This window comes from Peterkaempfera bronchialis, assembly GCF_003258605.2.
Lineage (GTDB): Bacteria > Actinomycetota > Actinomycetes > Streptomycetales > Streptomycetaceae > Peterkaempfera > Peterkaempfera bronchialis.
Genome location: NZ_CP031264.1, coordinates 2,939,090 through 2,956,185, shown reverse-complemented (window position 1 = coordinate 2,956,185; position 17,096 = coordinate 2,939,090). Strand labels below are relative to the sequence as shown.

At 72.7% G+C, this 17,096-nt stretch carries 17 protein-coding genes; 9 read left to right on the top strand and 8 right to left on the bottom strand.

The genetic code is table 11. The annotated features are described in order from the left end of the window. The first annotated feature begins 53 nt into the window (after window positions 1-53). Window positions 54-851, top strand: coding sequence for a 4'-phosphopantetheinyl transferase family protein (locus C7M71_RS13025; protein ID WP_111495401.1), 798 nt, complete (start codon window positions 54-56; stop codon window positions 849-851). A 65-nt stretch (window positions 852-916) separates the two neighbouring features. Here the strand turns inward: C7M71_RS13025 and C7M71_RS13020 are convergent, their stop codons facing one another. Next, the gene (locus tag C7M71_RS13020; protein ID WP_111495403.1) at window positions 917-1,492 is read right to left on the bottom strand and encodes a TerD family protein; all 576 of its coding nucleotides are present in this window, start codon (window positions 1,490-1,492) and stop codon (window positions 917-919) included. A 132-nt stretch (window positions 1,493-1,624) separates the two neighbouring features. Next, a complete protein-coding gene (locus C7M71_RS13015) occupies window positions 1,625-2,110 on the bottom strand; it encodes a hypothetical protein (protein ID WP_111495405.1) in 486 nt (161 codons plus the stop codon). Window positions 2,111-2,479: 369 nt separating this feature from the next. Here C7M71_RS13015 and arfB point away from each other — a divergent pair, with 369 nt between their 5' ends. Continuing rightward, the gene (gene arfB / locus C7M71_RS13010) at window positions 2,480-2,920 is read left to right on the top strand and encodes an alternative ribosome rescue aminoacyl-tRNA hydrolase ArfB (protein WP_111492764.1); all 441 of its coding nucleotides are present in this window, start codon (window positions 2,480-2,482) and stop codon (window positions 2,918-2,920) included. Between the two features lie 51 nt (window positions 2,921-2,971). Here the strand turns inward: arfB and C7M71_RS13005 are convergent, their stop codons facing one another. Further along, on the bottom strand, window positions 2,972-3,487 hold the full coding sequence (locus C7M71_RS13005; RefSeq protein ID WP_111492763.1) for a flavin reductase family protein: 516 nt from the start codon (window positions 3,485-3,487) through the stop codon (window positions 2,972-2,974). A gap of 532 nt (window positions 3,488-4,019) precedes the next feature. Between C7M71_RS13005 and C7M71_RS13000 the strand changes: the two genes are divergently transcribed. Both C7M71_RS13000 and C7M71_RS30635 read left to right on the top strand, forming a co-directional pair. Further along, on the top strand, window positions 4,020-5,807 hold the full coding sequence (locus C7M71_RS13000; protein ID WP_111492762.1) for a sensor domain-containing diguanylate cyclase: 1,788 nt from the start codon (window positions 4,020-4,022) through the stop codon (window positions 5,805-5,807). Window positions 5,808-6,127: 320 nt separating this feature from the next. Beyond that, window positions 6,128-7,075: a carbohydrate-binding protein gene (locus tag C7M71_RS30635; RefSeq protein ID WP_162824233.1), complete on the top strand. Its 948-nt coding sequence runs from the start codon at window positions 6,128-6,130 to the stop codon at window positions 7,073-7,075. A 54-nt stretch (window positions 7,076-7,129) separates the two neighbouring features. Here the strand turns inward: C7M71_RS30635 and nagA are convergent, their stop codons facing one another. Further along, window positions 7,130-8,329 carry an N-acetylglucosamine-6-phosphate deacetylase gene (gene nagA / locus C7M71_RS12990; protein ID WP_229758696.1) on the bottom strand — a complete coding sequence of 400 codons (1,200 nt, stop codon included), beginning with the start codon at window positions 8,327-8,329 and terminating at the stop codon, window positions 7,130-7,132. Then, a complete protein-coding gene (locus tag C7M71_RS12985; protein ID WP_111492760.1) occupies window positions 8,326-9,273 on the bottom strand; it encodes an ROK family protein in 948 nt (315 codons plus the stop codon). The genes nagA and C7M71_RS12985 overlap by 4 nt, the downstream gene beginning before the upstream one ends. Window positions 9,274-9,529: 256 nt before the next feature. Here C7M71_RS12985 and C7M71_RS12980 point away from each other — a divergent pair, with 256 nt between their 5' ends. From C7M71_RS12980 to C7M71_RS12970, 3 genes are all read left to right on the top strand, one after another. Then, entirely contained in the window at window positions 9,530-10,807 is a 1,278-nt protein-coding gene (locus C7M71_RS12980; RefSeq protein ID WP_111492759.1) for an extracellular solute-binding protein, read from the top strand. Window positions 10,808-10,922: 115 nt separating this feature from the next. Beyond that, a complete protein-coding gene (locus C7M71_RS12975; RefSeq protein WP_111492758.1) occupies window positions 10,923-11,831 on the top strand; it encodes a carbohydrate ABC transporter permease in 909 nt (302 codons plus the stop codon). Next, entirely contained in the window at window positions 11,828-12,721 is an 894-nt protein-coding gene (locus C7M71_RS12970) for a carbohydrate ABC transporter permease (protein WP_111492757.1), read from the top strand. The genes C7M71_RS12975 and C7M71_RS12970 overlap by 4 nt, the downstream gene beginning before the upstream one ends. Before the next feature lie 56 nt (window positions 12,722-12,777). On the opposite strand, the gene C7M71_RS12965 is transcribed toward C7M71_RS12970, so the two are convergent. Continuing rightward, complete coding sequence (locus C7M71_RS12965; RefSeq protein ID WP_111492756.1) at window positions 12,778-13,137, bottom strand: cupin domain-containing protein; 360 nt, start codon at window positions 13,135-13,137, stop codon at window positions 12,778-12,780. A 103-nt stretch (window positions 13,138-13,240) separates the two neighbouring features. Here C7M71_RS12965 and C7M71_RS12960 point away from each other — a divergent pair, with 103 nt between their 5' ends. Beyond that, a complete protein-coding gene (locus C7M71_RS12960) occupies window positions 13,241-13,474 on the top strand; it encodes a DUF3263 domain-containing protein (RefSeq protein ID WP_111492755.1) in 234 nt (77 codons plus the stop codon). Between the two features lie 62 nt (window positions 13,475-13,536). Continuing rightward, window positions 13,537-14,388, top strand: a complete 852-nt coding sequence (gene otsB, locus C7M71_RS12955) for a trehalose-phosphatase (protein ID WP_114914352.1) — start codon at window positions 13,537-13,539, stop codon at window positions 14,386-14,388. 38 nt (window positions 14,389-14,426) lie between these two features. Here otsB and C7M71_RS12950 read toward each other — a convergent pair whose 3' ends face one another. Together C7M71_RS12950 and C7M71_RS12945 are read right to left on the bottom strand one after the other, a co-directional pair. After that, the gene (locus C7M71_RS12950) at window positions 14,427-15,932 is read right to left on the bottom strand and encodes an alpha,alpha-trehalose-phosphate synthase (UDP-forming) (protein ID WP_111493425.1); all 1,506 of its coding nucleotides are present in this window, start codon (window positions 15,930-15,932) and stop codon (window positions 14,427-14,429) included. Between the two features lie 41 nt (window positions 15,933-15,973). Next, window positions 15,974-16,978, bottom strand: a complete 1,005-nt coding sequence (locus C7M71_RS12945; protein ID WP_111493427.1) for a glucosyl-3-phosphoglycerate synthase — start codon at window positions 16,976-16,978, stop codon at window positions 15,974-15,976. Window positions 16,979-17,096: the final 118 nt, after the last annotated feature.

Genomic DNA, 17,096 nt, shown 5'->3' with positions numbered 1-17,096 from the left:
GGTGCGCAGCGATCGGCCGACCCCAGCCGCCCTGGACGGAGGCGCGTCTTCACATGCAGCAGGACATGACGGCCGGGGGCGCCCTGCTTCCCCGAGTCGGCCACCGGCCCGTTGCCGGGGCGGTGGAGGTATGGCTGCTCGACGCGGCCGGACCCGGCGAAGCCCATGCCGCCGAGCGGCTGGCCGCCATCCTCGCGCCGGAGGAGCAGCAGCGCGCCGCCTCCTTCGTCCGGGCCGCCGACCGCAACCTCTACCTGGTCGCCCATGTGGGGCTGCGCCTGCTCCTGGGGGCCTGCCTGGGCGTGCCGCCCGCGGCCGTCGACCTGCGCCGCGCCCCGTGCCCGCTCTGCGGCGCCCTGCACGGCAGACCCGAGGTGGCGGCCGAACCGGCCCTGCACTTCTCGCTCTCCCACTCGGGCACGGTCGCCCTGTGCGCCGTCGCCGCCGAACCCGTGGGTGTGGATGTGGAGACCTCCCCCGCCGGGGCGTCGGGCGCGGAACTGGCCGGCGCGCTGCATCCCATGGAGCGCCACGCGCTGGCGCTGCTGCCGGAGGAACGGCGGGCCGAGGCGTTTCTGCACTGCTGGGTGCGGAAGGAGGCGTACCTCAAGGGGATCGGGACGGGCCTGGGCATCGACCCGGCCACGATGCGGGTCGGCCTCGGTCCGCAGTACGGCGACCCCGCGCCGCCGTCGCTCGGCGGCTGGACGCTCGCGCCGGTACCGGCTCCCGTCGGCAGCGTGGCCGCAGTGGCGCTGCTGCACGGCGACGCGCCTGCGGTCACGGTACGGCCGCTGCCGCTCGGCGCCGTGGTGGCAGCGGCGGATCGGACGGCCGGAGAATCCGCCTGACGCCTCGCCACCTCGCAGGGCAGCAGCCTCCGGGCGGCTGCCCTGCGGAGGGACTGCCGAGCGGGTCAGACGTTGACCCCGAAGTCCTGCGCGATGCCGCTGAGGCCGGAGGCGTAGCCCTGGCCGATGGCGCGGAACTTCCACTCGGCGCCGTTGCGGTAGAGCTCGCCGAAGACCATGGCGGTCTCGGTGGCGGCGTCCTCGGAGAGGTCGTAACGGGCGATCTCGGCGCCGCCGGCGGCGTTCAGCACCCGGATGTAGGCGTTGCGGACCTGGCCGAAGCTCTGGCCCCGGTTCTCGGCGTCGTAGATGGAGACCGGGAAGGTGATCCGCTCGACCTCGGCGGGCAGCCCGGCCAGGTTGACGTTGATCTGCTCGTCGTCGCCCTCGCCCTCGCCGGTGCGGTTGTCACCGGTGTGGACGACGGTGCCGTCCGGCGTCTGACGGTTGTTGAAGAAGACGAAGTGGCCGTCGGAGACCACCTTGCCGGAGCCGTTGAGCACGATGGCGCTGGCGTCGAGGTCGAAGTCGGTGCCGGTCGTGGTGCGCAGGTCCCAGCCCAGGCCCACGGTGACAGCGGTCAGTCCCGGGGCTTCCTTGGTCAGCGAGACGTTGCCGCCCTTGGAAAGGCTCACAGGCATGGTGGGTGGTGTCCCTTCGTCGTCGTTCCGCAGCCGTGCGAGGGCCGGGCTCGTGCTGCCCGACGCTACCGCCGATCGCGATACCGATGGCAATAACGCGGTAAAGGGGCGGGGTGGTTCCGCAACGGCGGGTCAGATCCGGGGAAAGCGGGACTGAAGCGTCCAGACGGCGGGGTTTCCAGCCAGGTCCGGGTGCATGTCGACGAGGTCGGCCAGTACGTCCTGGAGGAAGTCGCGGGCCTCCCTGCGCAGTTCGGCGTGGCGTACGGCGGCGGGCGGGCCGTCGATCCAGTCCGCGCGGATCTCCACCCAGCCGAATCGGCGGGCGAAGTGCAGCAGATCGGCGGAGTCGGTGAAGTCCAGTTCGGCGGTCTGCACGGTCGACGCGCGGCTGCCCGCCGGGTCGCGGTCCAGTTGCTCGGCGATGTCGCACAGCGCCCAGGCGAAGTCGAGCACGGGGACCCATCCCCAGGCGGTGGAGAGGTCCTGGCCGTCCGCCTCCAGATGGACGTCGCCGCAGAAGAGGTCGCGCCGCAGGGCGCGGATGTCCGCGCTGCGGTAGTCGGTCTGCGGGGGGTCGGGGAAGCGGGGCGACAGCGAATAGCCGAGGTCGATCACCCGTCCATTCTCGCGGGCCGCCGCCGTCCTCCGGCCACCGGCCCCGGGGGCGGACCGGGGTGGTGGGGATGGGGTGGGGGACTGGGGCGGTGGGGGTGGGAGTTGGGGACGGTCCGGGACGGCGGGTGGGTTGGGGGCGGCCCGGGACGGCGGGGGTGGGGGTCTGGGGCGGACTTGGATGGTGGGGGAGGGATAGCGCGTGGGACGGTGGGGGTGGGTCGGCGGAGGCCGGGGACGGTGGGAGTTGGGGACTGTCCGGGACGGCGGGGGAGGGGCGGCCGGGGACGGCCGGGGACGGCTGGGGGAGGTGGCCGGGCGGCCCGGGGATAACCGGGTGACCGGAGGCGGTGGGCGCGGGATCATGGGTGCATGCCTGAGCCCATCCGCGTCCGGGGTTCGGTGGTCATCCCCGACGCCGAGCTCCAGTGGCGCTTCTCCCGCTCGTCCGGTCCCGGCGGGCAGCATGTCAACACCTCCGACAGCCAGGTCGAGCTCCGCTGGGACCTCGCCGCCTCGGAGGCCCTTCCCCCGGTGCTCAAGGACCGGGCGCTGGCCCGGCTGGCCGGGCGGCTGCTGGACGGCCGGTTCATCGTCGTACGGGCCTCCGAGCACCGCTCGCAGTGGCGCAACCGGGAGGCGGCGGCAGCCAGGCTGGGGGCGCTGCTGGCGCAGGCGACGGCGCCGCCGCCCAAGGCACGGCGGGCCACCCGGCCCAGCCGGGGCATGGTGGAGCGGCGGCTGGAGAACAAGCGGCGGCGCTCCGAGCTGAAGCGCGGCCGGGGCCGTGGCGCGGGCGGCTGGGACGGGTAGCCCGCCGGGCCCGCCCGCGCGTGCGGTTCACGCCGAGGGCGAGGGCGAGGCTCAGCCGAGGGTGCGGTAGCCGCCCCGGAAGTAGAGCAGCGGCCGGGCGTCGGGCGAGGGGACCCGCGCGGACAGCACCCGGCCGATCAGCAGCGTATGGTCGCCGGCGGCTATCCGCTGCTCGGTGGCGCACTCCACGGTGGCGAGCGCCCCTTCGATCAGCGGGGCGCCGCTGGCCTCGCCCCGCCGGTGCGCGGTGTCGGCGAAGAGCAGGCGGTCGCTGAGCCGCCCCTTCATGGCGAACCGGGAGGCGACATGGCGGTGGCCGTCGTCCAGCACCGAGACCGCCCAGCGGTCGACGCGGCCGAGCAGCTCGTCCATCCGGGAGTCCTCGCGGACCGAGACCAGCACCAGCGGCGGCTCCAGGGAGACCGACAGGAAGGCGGTGGCGGTCATCCCCACGTCGGAGCCGTGGGGGCCGTCCTCGGGGTCGTGTGCGGCCAGCAGCACCACTCCGGCGGCCAGCCGGGAGAGGGCCGCCCGGAACTCGTCCGGGGTCGCCTCCAGGGCGTCCATGCGGATGCGGGAGTCTCCTGGCTGCTGTGTCACCCTTCCAGGATGGCGGGTCCGTGGATCCTCCGGGGCGGCGGGTGGGGCTTCCTGGGCACTCTGCGGGGCGTTGAACACCTGTCGCACGCTAGTCGGCCACCGGGGAGTACCGCATCGGGCCCCGGTCGTAGGACCGGGAGGGACCTTGGTCGGACGGGGGGCAATCCGTGACGCACGGGTCGGAACGGGCGGCCCCGCCTCCGGGCTCACTCTCGGAGGTGAAGGCAAGGGGTCTGCTCGGCGGCTGTTGGCTTCAGGTCTTGGAGGGTATGACCGAAGGGAGGGATGCCCTGACTGCACAGTTCTGCGGACACGTTGTCCGGATGTATTCGTTATGCATGCCTACTCGCTGTGTGATTTGGGTCACAAGTGGCAGTCTTTCGCTGACCGAGCGTGCCGAACGATGTGCTCCCTGTGATTCAGTTCTTCTGGCAATTGGACGATAACCATTCAAGAACCAACCAAGGCGCTAGCAGTCGAGGACTCGGGGAGACCCCGCATGGAAGCCGAGTCGGAGCCGTATGTCCGCCTGGCGACCCTGCGCACCTTGCACAGGGTCGTGGCGGACCTGAACGCTGCCCGGAGCCTGGCCGGGACTCTCCAGGCCGTGGTCGAAGGCGCTGTCACCGGCATGGGTTTCGACGCCGCCGCCGTCAGCCTGGTGCGTCCGGACGGCGACCTGGTGGTCGCGGCCGTCTGGGAGTTGGAGGAGACCGAGTGCGGCGGCCCCTCCGTGCTGCTCGGCCAGGTCGGGTCGCGCGAGTCCTGGGAGCGGCTGCTCAACGTCGGCGACCACTGGGGCACCCTGCGCTTCGTCCCGTACGACCGGGGCTGGGCCGTCGGCCATGACATCCCCAGCTGGACCGGCGACGGGCCGCTGCCCTTCGACGAGTCCGACTGGCACCCTGCCGACGGGCTGCTGGCGCCCATGTACAGCCCCGGCGGGGAGCTGCTGGGCATCCTCTCCGTGGACCGGCCGCGCAACGGCAAGCGGCCCGGCGCCTGGACCCGTGAGGCGCTGGAGATGTTCTCTCTTCAGGCGTCCATCGCCATCGGCAATGCACGTCTACGCGCGGAGATGCAGCGGGCCCTCGCCCGGCTGGAGAAGGAGCAGCAGGCCCTGCGGGCCAGCGAGGAGAGTTTCCGGCAGGCCTTTGAGTACGCGCCCAGCGGCATGGCCATCACCGAACTGCACGGCCTCGGGCGGGGCAAGCTCTCCCGGGTCAACGACGCCCTCTGCCGGCTGCTGGGGCGACCGCGCTCCGTGCTGCGCCGGCAGAGCTTCGCGGACCTGGTGCACCCCGAGGACCGGGGGCTGCTGGAGCGCACCAGCGCCGAGGGCGGCCGGGCCGAGCTGAGACTCTCCCGGAGAGACGGCAACTACCTCTGGGTCTGCCTGCGCAACTCCGTGGTCGCGGACGCCGCTGAGGGCCCGCGCTTCCTGCTCACCCATGTCGAGGACATCGAGGAGCGCAAGCGCCACGAACTGCAACTCGCCCACCGGGCCAGCCATGACGCGCTCACCGGACTGCCCAACGGCGCCGAGCTGCGCACCCGGCTGAGCCGGCGGCTGTGCAGCCTGCCGCAGGGCCCCGGCGGGGCGGCGGCGCACGGCGCCGCCCTCGGCGGGGTGGGCGTCTCGCTCGGCGAGAGCGTGGGGGCCGCCCTCGGGTTGGGCCCGGGCGCGGAGTTCGAGGCCGTCATCGGCGCGGATCTGGCGGTGCACGGCTACGGCGCCCCGGAGGGCTACGACCTGAACGCCTACGACCCGCACTACGGCTACGACCATGTGCACGCGGTGGTGCCGGACGCCGTGGTCGCCGACGGGCCGCACTCCGGCGGCCCCGCCAAGGGCCTGGCGGTGATCTTCTGCGACCTGGACGGCTTCAAGTCGATCAACGACCGCTTCGGCCACAACGCGGGCGACGCGGTCCTGGTGGAGGTCGCCCAGCGGCTCCAGCACGCCGTCCGCGAGGGCGACACGGTGGCCCGGCTCGGCGGTGACGAGTTCGTGGTGCTGGCCGACGGCATCGGCCGCGACGAGGCCAAGGACCTCGCCGGGCGGCTGCGGATGGCCATCATCCCGCCGATGCGGATCGACGGGCGGGCGATGCGGGTCGGCGTCTCCCTGGGCATCGGCTGGGCGGGGTGCGGGATGTCCCCCGAGGAGGTCCTGCACACCGCCGACGAGCTGATGTACGTGGAGAAGCGCTCCCGTGGCGGCTCCTCACGCGGCGCCCGTGGTTCGCAGTCCGGCGGCCCGCGTTCGCACCGCCGGGCGGGCTGACCCACCGCCAACCGCCGACTCCCCCGCTCCGCCGGGGGAGTCGGCGCCGTGGAGCCCGGTGGCCGCCGTCCGGGGCATTCTCGGGCCGTACGGGGGCTTTCGTGCTTGTCACCCGTCCGGGGTAGGGTGCCACGGGTACGGGTGTCCTACCTCTCGACTCGCGGCCAGGTGCCGCGGGGCAAATTGATCATGTGCTCATGCCTGCCGCACCGACTGTCCTCCGACCGCCGCGCACCGGCCTCTCCGCGGGTGAACCGTTCGGCCTCGGCGTGCGTCGTATCAGCGGTGGGGCGTACTTGCAGTAGGGAGTTGACGACCGCATGACGGCCGGCAGCAACGGTGTACCCGAGGACGACGACCCGTTCGGCTACCTGTACCGCCCCTCGGGCGGCGGGGCCGGGAACGAGGGCGTGGACGGGGCTGCCCCGACGGTCGTCCAGCAGCCGGGTGTGCCGCGTACCTCCTACGCCCAGCCGACCCAGGTGGGCCGGGCCCAGTACGGCCAGCGCCCGCCCGCGCAGCCCGCCTACGGCCAGACCGTGCCGCATCAGCACGCCCCCTACGCCCAGCACTCCCGCCCCCAGCCCGGCGCCGACGGGTACGACGGCTATGACGGCCACGACGGCGGCGGCCGGGGTGCGGGCCGGGGCGGCGGAGGGCGCAGCCGTGGTCTGGTCTTCGGCGCCATCGCGGTGGTCGCCGCCATTGTGATCGGCGCCAGCTTCGCCTTCATGAACGACGACGACAAGGGCGACAAGGGCGCGGCGGGCCAGGCCTCGCAGTCCCCGAGCGCCGCCGCCAGCGACTCGGGGGATTCGAGTGCGTCCCCGTCGCCCAGTGCGTCGAGCGAGCCGGTCGCCGACGCCTCGTCACTCCAGGTGCAGGGGGGCGCGCAGGGCAGCGGCATCCAGGGTGCCAAGTCCAGCGACGGCAAGTATGTGACGCTCCAGCAGGGCACTGCCCTCACCTGGAAGGTGCAGCCGCCGTCGGCCGGTCAGTACAAGTTCTGGGTGCACTACGACAACCCGGGCGCCGACGCCCAGGCTGCCGTCTCCATCAACGGCGAGCAGCACGGCGGCGGGATCAAACTCACCAACTGGGCCAAGTCCAGCGACCCGGAGCGGGCCTGGGTCTCCTCCTACTCCTGGCTGAACCTCAAGGCGGGCGCCAACACCATAGTCGTCACCTGCGACAACCCCGGATGCGCGGGGCTGCTGGTCGACAAGGTGGCCATCTCGCCGATGTCGGTCAGCGTGTTCCCTGGCTGACGGCGGATCGGGTCCCCGGACGGTCTGTCCGGGGGCCCGACGTCCGGCGGTGCGTCAGGCCACCTGGGCCGGGGTCAGCCGGTCGGCGCCGGTCACCCAGCGACCGCGCCGCATCACCGCCACCAGGTCGTGGCTCGCGGAGTCCAGCACCACCAGGTCGGCGTACTTCCCGGCCTCCAGTGAGCCGACCTCGGCGGAGAGGCCCAGCAGGGCGGCCGGGTTGGCGGAGAGCGCCCGGACCGCGTCGGTGAGCGAGAGGCCGCCGACCGTGACGGCCCGTTTGAAGGCGGTGTCCAGGGTCAGGGTGGAACCGGCGATGGAGCCGCCCTCGACCAGCCGGGCCACCCCGCCCGCCACCCGGACCTCCAGCGGACCCAGCGGGTAGAGCCCGTCGCCCATCCCGGCGGCTCCCATGGCGTCGGTGATCAGGGCGACCCGGGAGGCACCGGCCGCGCCGAAGGCCAGTTGCAGGACGGCGGAGTGCAGATGGACGCCGTCGTTGACCAGCTCCACGGTGACCCGCTCGTCCTCCAGCAGGGCCACGATCGGGCCGGGGTCGCGGTGGTGGATGGCGGGCATGGCGTTGAAGAGGTGGGTGGCCACGGTGGCGCCGGCCTCGACCGCCTTCAGCGTGGTGGCGTAGTCGGCGTCGGTGTGGCCGACGGCGGCGATGACGCCCAGGTCGGCGAGGAGCCGTACGGACTCCAGGCCGCCGGGTAGCTCCGGGGCGAGGGTGACCATCCTGGCGGCGCCGCGCGCCGCGTGGACCAGCCTGCGGACCACCGCCGGGTCCGGGTCGCGCAGCAGGTCCGGACGGTGGGCGCCGCACCGCTGGTGGGAGATGAACGGCCCCTCGAAGTGGATGCCGGCCAGTACGCCGTCCTCCACCAGCTCGGAGAGGACCGCGGCCTGCCGGCAGAGCTCCTCGATCTCCCCGGTGACGGTGCTCGCCATGGTCGTGGTGGTGCCGTGCTCCAGGTGGGTGCGGGCGGCCGTCAGCGCCTCCTCGGCGACTCCGGAGGCGTACGAGGCCCCGCCGCCGCCGTGCACATGGAGGTCCACGAAGCCGGGGACGACCGTGCGGCCGGTGAGGTCCAGCGCGCCGGGCACCGGGCTCGGCCCGGCCGGTCCGGCGGCGGCGATGCGGCCGCGTTCGACGGCCAGCAGGCCGCCCTCGACAACGCCGGTGGGCAGCACCAGCCGGGCCCCGGTGAGCACGGTGCGGTCCGTGGCAGGAGCGGTGGGGGCGGTCAAGCGGTCACCTCCAGGGAGAGCAGGTCCCAGGCGAGCAGACCCGCGCCCAGGCAGGCGGCGTTGTCCTTGAGCATCGCCGGTACGAGTGCCGGGGCCACCTGGAAGGTGATCCGTTCCGCCACCGCGGCGTGAAGCGGGGTGAAGAGCGTGTCACCGGCCTCGGCCAGTCCGCCGCCGATGATCACCGTCGACGGGTCGAGCAGGCTCTGGCAGATGATGATGCCGTCGGCGAGGGCGTCGACCGCCTGCTGCCAGATGGCGGCCGCCCGGTCGTCGCCCGCCTCGACGGCGCGGGCGCAGTCGGCGGCGTCGGCCTCGGGGTCGCCGACGGCCGCTGCCCAGGCCCGGCTGACGGCGGAGGCCGACGCCAGGGTCTCCAGGCAGCCACGGGCGCCGCAGCCGCACTCCGGTCCGCCGGGGCGCACCACGACATGGCCGATCTCGCCGCCGTAGCCGTGCGCCCCCGCCTCGATCCGGCCGCCGATGCCGATGGCTCCGGCGATGCCGGTGCCCAGCGCCATGAAGATGAACCGGTCGACGCCCCGCCCCGCCCCGATCCGGGCCTCGGCGAGGCCGCCGGAGCGGACGTCATGGCCCAGGGCGACCGGGCAGTCGGTACCGGTCAGGGCGGCCAGCCGGTCGCCGAGCAGCCGGCGCAGCGGGACGTCGCGCCAGCCGAGGTTGGCGGAGAAGACCGCGATGCCGTTCGCCCCGTCGATGGTGCCGGGCACCGCGACGCCGGCGGCGGCGGGCGGGGTGCCGAAGCGGGCCATCCCCTCCTCGGCGAGTTCGGCGGCGAGCCCGAGGATGGCGCCGACGACGGCGTCCGGACCGCGTTCCCGGCCGGTGGGGCGGCGTGCCTGGTGCAGCGGCGTGCCGTCCAGGGCGACCAGCGCGGCTTTCATGCCGGTGCCGCCCACATCGAGTGCGATGACGTGGTTCACGGGGACAGTCTGTCCCGACCAGGGAGGAGAGGTCTAGTCCAGTTATGCAATTGGTCTGGTCCAGGTGTCGTGTGGACTACTCGCCGAGGCGTCGGCGGTCTGTCATGATATGCCCGATTGGTCGTTGCGCGGGATGCAATGAAGCTCAGCGATTCGATAACTGGTGTAGACCTCTCCGAGGTGCGGGGAGCACGCTGGCCGACACACCGGGCCTGGCCAGGACAAGGGCCCGCAGGCGCAAAAAGGCGGTAGTTGCATGAACCGGCGTGTGGTCAGCCTCTCGGCGATCTGTGCGGTCGGCGCGCTCGCGCTGACGTCCTGTAGCAGCAGCGGGGACAAGGGCGGCGGCAAGTCGGCCGACGGATCGGTCACCCTCAAGCTCGTCGCCGCCGACTACGGCGACAAGGCCACCAACGCTTCCAAGATCTACTGGGACGACGTCGCCAAGCGCTTCCACGCGGCCAACCCGAAGATCGCTGTCGATGTCCAGGTCATCAACTGGAACGACATCGACAAGCAGGTCAAGACGATGATCCAGAGCGGCAATATGCCGGACATCCTCCAGACCGGCGGCTATGCCGACAAGGTCGCCGACGACCTGCTCTACAAGGCGTCCGATGTGCTCTCCGCGGACACCCAGGCCAACTTCATGGAGACCTTCGCCAAGGCCGGCCAGGTCGACGGCACCCAGTACGGCATCCCGTTCGTCTCCTCCGCCCGCGCCTTCTTCTACAACAAGAAGATCTTCTCCCAGGCCGGGATTGCCGCGCCCCCGAAGACCTGGGACGAGGTCAAGGCCGACGCCCGGATCATCAAGGACAAGAAGCTCGCCGCCACCCCCTACGCCCTGCCGCTGGGCCCGGAGGAGGCCCAGGGCGAGGGCATGATGTGGGAGCTGGGCAACGGCGGCGGCTGGACCGACTCCGCGGGCAAGTACGCCATCAACAGCCAGGCCAACATCGACACCTTCAGCTGGCTGAAGTCCAACCTGGTGGACCCGGGCCTCACCTACGCCAACCCGGCCACCACCGACCGCAAGACCGCCTTCGCGGACTTCGCGGCGGGCAAGGTCGGCATGCTCAACGGCCACCCCTCGCTGATCCAGATGGCCAAGGACGGCGGCATCGACTACGGGGTGGCGCCGATCCCCGGCAAGACCGGCCCGCTCTCCAACACGCTCGGTGTCGCCGACTGGCTGATGGCCTTCAAGAAGAACGGCCACCAGGACGAGATCAAGAAGTTCCTGGACTTCGCGTACACCAAGGACAACACGCTGAAGTTCGACGAGATGTACAACCTGATGCCGGTCACCAAGGACACCCTCCAGGCGATGACCGGCAGCGGCACCCACAAGGACCTGGAGCCCTTCTTCGCCCTGCTGCCGAACGCCTCCTTCTACCCCCTGGGTGACACCGCCTGGGACGCGGTCTCCGCCGAGATCAAGAAGAGCGGCGGCACCGCGATCAAGGACGACCCGGCGAAGGTCCTGGGCGACCTCCAGAAGAAGGCCGAGGACGCGGTCGCGGACAAGTAGTCGGCCAGGACCGGCCCCGGCGCCCGCACACTCGGCGCCGGGGCGGTCCCGCGCCCCGCCCCCGCACCCCTTTCTGCCCCGACACCGCACAGCCCCGGACCTCGGGAGATTCACCGTGTCACTCAAGACCGCCTCGCCGGGCCGGCGCCGCCCCGGCCTCGCCAGGCTCGGCCCGCTGCCGTGGATCGGCCCGGCCGTACTGCTGATCCTGATCGTGGTCCTCTGGCCCGTCTACGAGATGGTCCGCACCTCGTTTCTGAAGATCAGCACCAGCGGCTTCGTCCGAGGCTCGGCCGGCACCGACAAGTACCGGAAGCTCTTCGACGAGCCCGACTTCGGCCATGTCCTCACCTGGACGGTGATCTGGACGCTGGTCGTGGTCGGGCTGACCATCCTGGTCTCGCTCGCCCTGGCCCAGCTGTTCAACCAGAACTTCCCCGGACGCCGCATCACCCGCTGGGCGCTGATCGCCCCCTGGGCGGCCTCCGTGCTGATGACCTCCATCGGCTTCAAGTGGATGCTCAACCAGACGGCCGGCGTCCTCAACACCCTGATGACCGACCTCGGCCTGATCGACAACCCCAGGGACTGGCTGGGCGACCCCGCCACCGCCTGGCCGTGGATGATGTTCGTGGCCGTCTTCGTCTCGCTGCCCTTCACCACCTACACCCTGCTGGCCGGACTCCAGACGGTCCCCGGCGAGGTGTACGAGGCGGCCAAGGTCGACGGCACCTCCAGCTGGCAGACCTATCTGCGGATCACCCTGCCGCTGCTGCGGCCCGCGCTGCTGGTCGGCGTGGTGATCAACCTGATCAATGTCTTCAACTCCTTCCCCGTCATCTGGGGGATGACCCAGGGCGGCCCCGCCAGCGACACCGCCACCACCACGGTCTTCATGTACCAGCTGATGTCCACCGACATGGGCGAGTCCGCCGCGATGTCGGTGGTCAACTTCGCCCTGGTCGTCGTCATGGTGCTGCTCTTCCTCAGGGTCAGCCGCTGGAACCAGGAGGAGGACCGATGAGCACCCCCGCCGCCACCGTCACCACCCCCGCCCGCCGGTCCGCCCCGGCCGCCGCCGGCAGCGCGCCCCGGCGGACCGTCCGCCCCCGTACGGTGATCATCGCCGGGCTGGCCTGGCTGCTGGCCGCCGTCTTCCTGCTGCCGTACCTGGAGATGGTGGTCACCGCCGTCCGCCCGGCGGGCGAACTGCGCGACGCCACCTACCTCCCGGGCCACTTCCAGTGGTCCAACCTGATCGACGTCTGGCGCGAGTCCAACCTCGGGTCCAACCTCAGGGTCACCCTGCTGGTGGCCGGCGGCTCCACGCTGCTGGTGCTGCTGGTGGCGCTGCCCGCCGCCTACTACACGGCGCGCACCCGGTTCCGTGGCCGCACCGTCTTCCTGCTGCTGGTGCTGGTCACCCAGATGTTCCAGCCGACCTCGCTGCTGGTGGGCCTGTACCGCGAGTTCTACCAGTTCGACATGCTCAACTCGGTCTGGACGCTGATCCTCTGCAACGGCGCCTTCAACCTCGCCTTCGCCATCTGGATCCTCACCGCCTACATCGGCTCCATCCCGGTGGAGCTGGAGGAGGCCGCCATGATCGACGGCCTCGGCCGGATCGGCGCGCTCTTCCGGGTCACCCTGCCGCTGGCCATGCCCGGCGTCGTCACCGCCGTGATCTTCACCTTCATCGCGGCCTGGAACGAGTTCGTGATGGGCCTGACCCTCTCCACGGTCCCCGACAGCCAGCCGCTCACCGTCGGCATCAACAGCTTCGTCGGCAACTACACCGTGCAGTGGAACTACCTCTTCGCCGGGTCCGTGGTCGCCATCGTCCCGGTGGTCATCCTCTTCGCCTTCATCGAACGCCATGTCGTCTCCGGCCTCACCGCCGGCTCCGTCAAGTGATCTGACGTTCCGTCACCACCGTGCCGCCCCGGGCCGATCCGGGGCGGCACGGCCGTTCACTCCAGGGTGATCTGGTACACCTTGCGCAGCGTCTCATGGACCGTCCACCGGGTCCGGTCGCCGGCCCGCAGCACCGCCGCGTCACCCGGCCCGACCTCCAGCACCGGCCCGTCCTCCACCTCGATGGTGGCCCGGCCGCTGACCACCACAAAGAGCTCATCGGCCTCGGTGTCGGTCACCACCCCCGGGGTGATCTGCCAGATCCCCCGGACCAGCCGGCCGTCCGGCGACTCCCACAGCACCTTCCCCGACACCTCAGGACTGCCGGAGACGATCTGGTCCGGCGGCAGCGGGTCCGGCTCCAGTTCCAGCTCGGGGACATGGACGGCGAAGCTCAGCGGTGGTGCGATGCTCATGCGCGGAGGCTAGCCCGGCCCCGCGCCGCCCGGCAGTGGCAGAGTGCGTCACAGGCGGCGGGCAGAATGACAGGTCGTATCGTCGGAACGGGAGGAGGCCCGGATGGACGCTTCACCCCTCAGCGACCGCGACCGCGCCATCCTCGCCCTCGAAGGGCGGTACTGGCGCACCCCCGGCGCCAAGGAGCAGGCCATCAGGGAGCGGCTCGGCCTCTCCCCGGCCCGCTACTACCAACTGCTGGGCGGCCTGCTGGACCGCCCCGAGGCCCTCGCCCACGCCCCGGTGCTGGTGAACCGGCTGCGCCGGATCCGCGAGGCCCGCCGCAGCCGCCGCTGACCCCGGATCCGCCGCCGCCGCATCGGGCGTGGGCCGGGCCGCCCCCGGGTAGGGTCGCCGGCATGGGCATCCCCGAGCCGACCACTGCCGCCGGTGCGAAGGGTCTCGCCGCGCTGATCGCGGACCCGTCGCACGCCGTCGTCGCCCTCGACTTCGACGGCACCCTCGCCCCCATCGTCCCCGACCCCGACCAGGCCCGCGCCCACCCCGGCGCCGTCGCCGCCCTCGCCCGGCTCGCCCCGCTGGTGGGCGCGGTCGCGATCGTCACCGGCCGCCCGGCCGGGGTGGCGGTGCGGTACGGCGGCTTCGCCGGCGTGGCCGGACTGGAGCACCTGGTGGTCCTCGGCCACTACGGCGCCGAGCGCTGGGACGCCGTCACCGGCGAGGTACGCGCCCCCCGGGTCCACCCCGGCGTGGCGGCGGTCCGCGCCGAACTGCCCGGCTTCCTGGACCGGATCGGCGCCTGGCAGGGCACCTGGGTGGAGGACAAGGGCCGCTCGGTCGCCGTCCACACCCGCCGCACCGAGGACCCCGACACCGCCCTGGAGCAGCTGCGCGCCCCGCTGCTGGCCCTCGCCGACCGGCACGGCCTGGTGGGCGAGCCCGGCCGGATGGTGCTGGAGCTGCGCCCGCCCGGCGTCGACAAGGGCGCCGCGCTCTCCGGCTTCCTGCATGAGCGGGGAGCCCACGCGGTGCTCTACGCCGGCGACGACCTGGGCGACCTGGCCGCCTATGCCGCCGTGGAGAAGCTGCGCGGCGAGGGCGTGCCCGGCCTGCTGGTGTGCAGCGCCACCGAGGACGGCGAAGCCCCCGTCCGGGAGCTGGCCGACCGCGCCGACCTGGTGGTGGCCGGCCCGGCCGGCCTGGTCGCCCTGCTGGACGCGCTCGCCGACGCGATGGGGGCGCCCGGCTGAGTACGCCGCCGGGGCACCCCACCATGTGCGGGTACTGCTCAGGCCAGGGCGTGCAGCTGGTCCAGGAACCACTGCTGAGGCGGCAGCGCGGTCGCGGCGGCGGCCAGCCGCTTGCAGCGGTCGGTGCGCTCGGCGATCGGCATGGTGAGCGCGGTGTGCAGCGCCTCCGCGGTGGCGACCACGTCATAGGGGTTGACCGTGACCGCGTCCTCGCCGAGTTCGGCGTAGGCGCCGGCCTCCCGGGAGAGCACCAGGGCGCAGCCGCCCTCGGAGACCACCGGGATCTCCTTGGCGACCAGGTTCATGCCGTCCCGGATGGGGTTGACCAGCGCCACGTCGGCCAGCCGGTAGGCCGCCAGCGACCTCGGGAAGTCGTCCTGGACGTGCAGGATCAGCGGCTGCCAGCTCTCGGTGCCGAACTCGTCGTTGATCTCCTGGGCGACCCGCTGCACGGCCGCCGTGTACTCCCGGTACTCCGGCAGGTCGTGCCGCGAGGGGTAGGCGAAGGCCACATGCACCACCCGGTCGTGCCACTCCGGGCGGGTGCGCAGCAGATGCCGGTAGGCGAGCAGCCCCCGGACGATGTTCTTGGACAGCTCGGTGCGGTCCACCCGGACCACCACCCTGCGGTCGCCGACGGCCTCCCGCAGCCCGGCCAGCCGGGAGTCCACATCGGCGCGGTGGGCCCGCTCGCGCAGGAAGTCGGCGTCGGCGCCCAACCCGTGCACCCCGAGCCGGGTGGTCCGGCCGCCGTACACCACCTCCAGGTCGCCGTCGGCCGGCCGCCGCACCTCGGCGCCCAGCACCGAGGCGCAGCAGTCGGCGAAGGCGTCCGCCCAGCGGCGGGTGAGGAACGCCGCCCGGTCGGCGCCCAGGATGCCGGTGAGCACATCCCGCGCCACGTCGTCGGGCAGCATCCGGTAGTACTCCGAGGGCGCCCACGGGGTGTGCGAGAAGTGCCCGATCCGCAGGTCCGGGCGGCGCTCCCGGAGCAGGCTGGGCACCAGCGACAGGTGGTAGTCCTGCACCAGCACCGCCGCGCCCGGCGCGGCCTCCTCGGCCAGCGCGTCGGCGAAGGCGGTGTTGTACGCCTCGTAGGACGCCCACTCCTTGCGGAACCGCTCGTCGAAGTTGGGCGCGGTCGGGGTGTTGTACAGCAGGTGGTGGACGAACCAGAGCGTGGAGTTGGCGATGCCGTTGTAGGCGCGGGCGAAGGTGCCCGGGTCGATGTCCAGCATCCGGACGTTCTGGCCGCCACCCGCCGCCCCGGGAAGCGCCGTGAATCCGGCTCGGTCCAGCCGCCCGCCGGGGGCCTGCCGGGCCGCCGTGCGGTCGCCCTCGGTGAGCGCCGCGCAGACCCAGACGGCGTCCGCGTCCTCGATGGAGGAGAGCCCGGAGACCAGCCCCCCGCCGCCCCGTTTGACCGACAGCGCCCCGTCGTCCTCGACCGTGAAGGAGAGCGGCCCTCTGTTGGAGGCGACGAGTATGGATCCGCTGCCGGTGGCGGCGGTCGGGCGATCGCGATGTGCTTCGGTCTCGGCCATGCCCCGTACCTTGCCGGGCGGGTCTCCCGGCAAACCAGCCGCTACGCCGCGCGGCGGGCCCGGTACTCAGGGACACTGGTCATCGGCGGCCGCTCCAGGGCCGGTACCGCGTGGGTGTGCGGGGCGAATCCGCCGCCCTGGCCGGGCCGCTCGGCCGCCGTGCGGGAGAACTGGGTGAGCAGCGGCCGCACCAGGTCGTCCTCGCCCTTCAGCCGGCCGGTGCGGACCAGCCGCTCCAGCGCGGTGCGGTAGATGGTCGCCGCCATCCGGCCGAGGGCCTGCCCGTCCTGGTGGCGGTGGTGGCGTACGCCGACGTCCACCTGGGCCAGCGCGTCCAGGCCGGCCTCGCCCAGCGCGTCCACCAGCAGGCCCAGCTCCACGCCGTAGCCGGTGGGGAAGTGCAGCCGCTCCAGCAGCGACCGGCGGGCCGCGTACTCGCCGCCCAGCGGCTGGACGAACCCGGCCAGCTGCGGCCAGTGCAGATTGAGCAGCGGCCTGGCCACCAGTTCGGTCACCCGGCCGCCGCCGGCCGGGACCACCGCGCCCTCGGTCTCCAGCGGCCGGTCGTACATCGCCTTCACCAGCTGGAGGTCCGGGTCGGTCAGCAGCGGGCCGACGATCCCGGAGACGAAGTCGGCGGAGAACTCCCGGAGGTCGGCGTCCACAAAGCAGACGATCTCGCCGCTGGTCACCAGCAGCGACCGCCACAGCACCTCGCCCTTGCCCGGCACCGACGGCACTCGGGGGAGTATCGCGTCGCGGTGCACCACCCGCGCCCCGGCAGCCGCCGCCACCTCGGCCGTGCGGTCGCCGGACCCGGAGTCCAGCACCACCAGCTCGTCCACCAGCGGCACCCGCTCCATCAGCTCGCGGCGGATCACCGAGACGATCCCGCCGACGGTGGACTCCTCGTCCAGCGCGGGCAGGACCACGCTGATGGTTCCCGCCGCCCCCGCCGCCTCCTTGGCCGCGCACAGGGTGCGCAGCGGCCGGTCGGCGGCGGACCAGGACCGGCGGCGCAGCCAGCCCTCCACCTCGTCGAGCACTCGGTTCTCTCCTGTCACGGCGGTCCTATGATCCATCTCGCGTGGCGGACGGCTCCCTGGAGGGCCGGGTCCGTCGGTTACAGTCTTGGACAAGCGATACGACCATCGCATGCCGGGG